Annotated in this window: 1 pseudogene; it reads right to left on the bottom strand. The window is 75.3% G+C overall.

Going from position 1 to position 429, the window contains the following annotated elements:
- Positions 1-429 (bottom strand): annotated as a pseudogene (locus FV230_RS30275) (hypothetical protein); the annotation flags it as partial.

Here is a 429-nt window from a genome sequence, read left to right as displayed (position 1 = left end):
CGCCAGCGCCAGGCCGCGGGCGAGCGCCGGACCCGCCACCAGCGGGATCAACCCGGAGACAACGTAGATTCCGCGGAACTGGAACCAGCCGATGACCAGCCCCGGCCACAGCAGCAGAGCCGCGACGCCGTAGGCGCGCCGATGCGCCGCCGGTCCCCGGAACGCCGCCCAGGTCGCCGCGAGCGCCGCCAGCGCCAGCACCGGATAGTAGACCAGCACCTCCCACCGCCGGCCGGCGAGGAATTTCGGCACCGAGGACATCTCGTTCACCGTGAGCAGCCAGCGGTCGCGGACCAGCGGCGTCATCCCCGGGAACGGGCCGCCGAGGCAGACCGGGAACAGGAGGGCGAAGCCGCCGACGAGGACGGCGCCGGTCGCCGCGACGACCGCGAGGCGGCCGCCGACGGAGCCGACCCGGCGGTCGAGCCC

It is taken from the genome of Methylobacterium sp. WL6, assembly GCF_008040095.1.
GTDB lineage: Bacteria > Pseudomonadota > Alphaproteobacteria > Rhizobiales > Beijerinckiaceae > Methylobacterium.
The sequence above is the reverse complement of the archived record's forward strand: the minus strand, read 5'-3'. Positions and strand labels throughout refer to the sequence as shown.